General features: G+C 41.7%; 4 protein-coding genes and 1 pseudogene. 2 read left to right on the top strand and 3 right to left on the bottom strand.

Annotated elements, in window-relative coordinates:
* Window positions 1-33: 33 nt before the first annotated feature.
* From CCU_RS06980 to CCU_RS06990, 3 genes are all read right to left on the bottom strand, one after another.
* The gene (locus tag CCU_RS06980; RefSeq protein WP_015534088.1) at window positions 34-366 is read right to left on the bottom strand and encodes a winged helix-turn-helix transcriptional regulator; all 333 of its coding nucleotides are present in this window, start codon (window positions 364-366) and stop codon (window positions 34-36) included.
* A 377-nt stretch (window positions 367-743) separates the two neighbouring features.
* A complete protein-coding gene (locus CCU_RS06985; protein WP_015534089.1) occupies window positions 744-2,042 on the bottom strand; it encodes a tyrosine-type recombinase/integrase in 1,299 nt (432 codons plus the stop codon).
* Window positions 2,043-2,126: 84 nt separating this feature from the next.
* A complete protein-coding gene (locus tag CCU_RS06990) occupies window positions 2,127-2,747 on the bottom strand; it encodes a helix-turn-helix domain-containing protein (protein ID WP_005604344.1) in 621 nt (206 codons plus the stop codon).
* Between the two features lie 175 nt (window positions 2,748-2,922).
* Here CCU_RS06990 and CCU_RS06995 point away from each other — a divergent pair, with 175 nt between their 5' ends.
* Window positions 2,923-3,153: a helix-turn-helix domain-containing protein gene (locus CCU_RS06995; protein ID WP_005604346.1), complete on the top strand. Its 231-nt coding sequence runs from the start codon at window positions 2,923-2,925 to the stop codon at window positions 3,151-3,153.
* Window positions 3,154-3,504: 351 nt separating this feature from the next.
* Window positions 3,505-3,831 (top strand): annotated as a pseudogene (locus CCU_RS07000) (MobA/MobL family protein); the annotation flags it as partial.

Here is a 3,831-nt window from a genome sequence, read left to right on the forward strand (position 1 = left end):
GGAATTGTTCGAGTTTTTCAAATACTAACGTCCTTAATTTTGTTCAATAATTGATTTATAGTAGTTACCAAAGTCAGCAAGTGAATTAACAATTGGAAGCATTTTTGTTCCAAGTTCCGTTAAGCCGTATTCAACTCTCGGTGGCTGCTCATGGTAATCGTGGCGATATGCCAGCCCATCACTCATCATTTGTCTTAAACTATCTGTCAAAACCTTTTGTGAAATACCATCTATACTTCGTAGTAGCTCATTGAATCTCCATGGACGCTCTTTCAAGTTACGCAAAATCAGCAATTTCCATTTTCCTCCGATGAGAGATACTGCTGTTGCAACTGGGCATTCCGGTAATTCTTCTTTTGCTCGCATAATTCTCACCTCCGAGTCTATTGTAACACATTCATTTTTGAGTGCACAGTTACAAAAAGGTGCGTACCATGACATTTTCTCCCAAAAGATATTTCGGTTAATATATACCAAAATATCTTCTAGAATCTTTCCACATTCATATATAATATAAACACAAAAAACGGCAGACCGTCGGTTATATGACCATCTGCCTGTTACCTGCTATAATACTATTTTCCGTGTATCACCAGTCCAGCAAACTGGAATTTATCTATTAATTCTCTTAACTTTCCCCTATTTTCAAGGCTTCCCGCCATTGAAAATTCTATATATGTATCCTTTTCCCTTGTTTTTGCCCTTATGGGATAATTACAAGGGTAAATTCATTATTCAGTTGTTTAATCATTGCCTGCTACTTTATCAAGAATTCTTGCGGAAGTCCGCTTTGCTTCCCTTGTAGCATGGGCATAGACATTCATGGTGGTGCTCACGTCTGAGTGTCCTAACAGTTCCTGCACATCCTTAGGCTGAGCCCCGTTGGATAAGAGGTTTGTCGTGTAGGTATGCCTTAATGTGTGGAAATGGAAACCTTCAAGCTCCGGTACTTTTCTTCCTGCTGTCCGGCAGGCTGTTTCTATGGTTGCCGGAAGTTCCAGACAGCCATCCTCCCTTAAGCATACAAAGAAGATTTCGGTGTAATCCTCTGGCACATTTTCTGTCATTCCCAAATGGTAATACTCGTAATGCACCCGATTCTTTTCCATTACCTCTCTGTAAAAATTCCGCTGATAAAGTTCTCCATACTGAAAACGGTTTTTGTGTTGTTCCTTTTTTGCCTTTCTCAGAATGTCTGCGAGGGTATCGCCAAAGTCAACAACTCTGACCTTTTTCCATTTTGTCGGACCAATTTCGTGCTTATGGGTAGCCCCATTGTAACGGACACTCCTGCGTACAGTTAAATACTGTTCTTCAAGGTTGATGTCCTGCCATGTCAGACCTGCCACTTCCCCAAGTCTGAGACCTGTAAAGTATGCTATCTGAACCGGAAGAATCGCATCTCTGCTTCGTTTTCCAAGCTGTTCAATCAGTTTCCGGTACATTTCAAAGGAAAGCGGTTTAACCTTGTCTCTGTCTGCGGCTGTTTCATCCGCAAACAAATCCGTTTCTTCCTTTTTGTGCCTCATCACCACATACTGCATGGGATTGAAGGTAATAAACTGTTTCGGAAATACCGCAAACCGGAATGACTGTTGCAATACTGCTGAAAATGACCTTACATAATCAATGGAATATCCTTTTGATATAAAATCTCCCACAGTGCCTCCAAATGAGAGCAAATCCATAAACTCCTGCAGGTGTACCGAAGTCACCGTTTTCAGTTTCCTTTTGCTGATAGGGTGTTGTTTGATTCTCCCAATTGTCTGAAGATAATTGCCAACCGTTCCATTACTCAATGTGCCTGTCTTTAATTCTTCCTCAGCCCACAGGTCAAGCAACTCTCCGAGTGTGATGTTTTCAGCCTTTGCAACAAACCGCTTGGCTTCATAATCCTCCATTGCCTGCCTCAACAGCTTTTCCGTTTCGCTTTTGTTTTCCGTACCTGCAAATTCCTTCTGCACCAGATTACCGCTTGCATCTTCCACATAGAAGCGGTAGTACCATTTCTTGCCTTTCTTTCTTACAGAACCTTTTGCCATAATCGTTACTCCTTTCGATATCGACAATCGGAACTGATGAAATGCTTTCTGCGTGTAAGTATATCATAACTCCGGTTGTCTAATCTATACCGGTTCGGAGTCTTTCTCTGAAAGAAGATTTGCAAGCCTTACGGCTGCCGTTTCGGGATTCTTGGAATAGAGCCTTACAATGTCGCCCATGTCGTTCAGTGCGTTTACCGTATGGGTGATTTCCCTAAGGAACATAATCTCATTATATTCCTGATTGGATTCAAACCCCATTACTTTTGCAATTGTGGCATCTTCCGTATTCCCTTTAAAATTCTTACAGGCATATTGAAAGGAATCAACGAATAATTCGTATTCCTTCAACATCAGCAGCAGTAAATCTTTGGAAAAATCCGCTTCGTCTGCCTTCATATCATAAGGCAGTTTGGAGAGAATGGAAGTCATGGTATCACGAATCTGTAATTCCCTTTTATCCGTAACATCACTTGTCATTTCTTCCGTCTCGCCCTTCAGCCACTCCACTGATACATGAAGTGCTTCCGACAGACCATCCAGAACAAGCTTCTTGGTGTTGTCAATCGTTCCTGCCTCATACCGCTGTATGGTGGAAGCGGTAACTCCCATCTTTTCTGCTATATAAGGCTGGTTGACACCTAATTCCAGTCTGCGTTGTTTTGCCCTGCTACCGATTAACTTGCGTAATTCTTTATCTTTCATTCTGATACGCCTCCTTTTTCGGTATGGCTAAAGTATAACACAGTAAAAGTAGCATTGCAATATGCAAGTCAATAATTACTTTTAAAATTTCGTAACGCTTGACAAGAAGATATAAAAGTTATATAGTAGGCATAGTTACAAAATTGCATTATGCAATTCAGGAGGAGGTGTTTTAATGACAGAAGTGAAGATTGCACTGTCCATTGAGGAAGCTGCCGACTATACGGGTATCGGCAGAAATACCCTGCGGAAACTGGTAGAATGGAAAAAGCTTCCGGTATTGAAGGTAGGACGGAAAGTCCTTATCAAAACGGATATGCTTGAAAAGTTCATGACCGCCAATGAAGGCAGGGACTTAAGGGACAAAGGAAATGTCAGAGCTGTCACAAGAAATGTGACAAATTAAATAGGGACAGTCCTAAGACCATCCCTAAGGTATGTATCTGACCGAAGCCATGATATACCTACACGCAAATAGATTATACCATGTGCTTCCTCTAAGATACAACCGGAAATTTAAGAAGTGGGGAAGAAACTTTTTTATACAAGCCCTCGGCGTTTGAGAGCGAAATACACCCCTCGCACAAATCTTACGATTTGTACTCTGTGTATTTCGCCCTGCTGGGAGCTTTTCGCCGACAGGCGGATATGTTCGTAGACAGGCTACCTATGTAGCCTACTCACTTTCACATTAGAAAGTTTCCCATCCTCATTTCTTGCAGCTTCGTACTTGGCAGATACGGAAAGGAGGAAGCACATGCCAAGAAATTCATTTATTCAGATGACGAAGCTCCACAATGTCCGGGGAAGAATTTATTATATTTCAAGCCCAAAGAAGCAGGAAAATCTGTATGCGGTATATGAAACCACAGACCGTAATTTTTGGACTGACCTTGCAAAATATAATCAGGCAGAATTTAAAAAAAACGGTACGGAGGGGAAATGTATTGAGGCAAGGGAATTGATCATAGCCCTGCCGGAATCTTTTACGGAGTATCCTCCAGACAGACTGTTGCAGATATTTACAGACCATTTCAGACAGACTTACGGAACGGACTGTATCGCAGCCCTGCATCACAATAAG

It is taken from the genome of Coprococcus sp. ART55/1 (assembly GCF_000210595.1).
In the GTDB taxonomy this organism is placed as follows: Bacteria; Bacillota; Clostridia; order Lachnospirales; family Lachnospiraceae; genus Coprococcus; species Coprococcus aceti.

Bases quoted from the DNA above. Each gene is read 5' to 3' on its own strand.
- CCU_RS06980 (WP_015534088.1), bottom strand. From the start codon at position 366: ATGCGAGCAAAAGAAGAATTACCGGAATGCCCAGTTGCAACAGCAGTA.
- CCU_RS06985 (WP_015534089.1), bottom strand. From the start codon at position 2,042: ATGGCAAAAGGTTCTGTAAGAAAGAAAGGCAAGAAATGGTACTACCGC.
- CCU_RS06990 (WP_005604344.1), bottom strand. From the start codon at position 2,747: ATGAAAGATAAAGAATTACGCAAGTTAATCGGTAGCAGGGCAAAACAA.
- CCU_RS06995 (WP_005604346.1), top strand. From the start codon at position 2,923: ATGACAGAAGTGAAGATTGCACTGTCCATTGAGGAAGCTGCCGACTAT.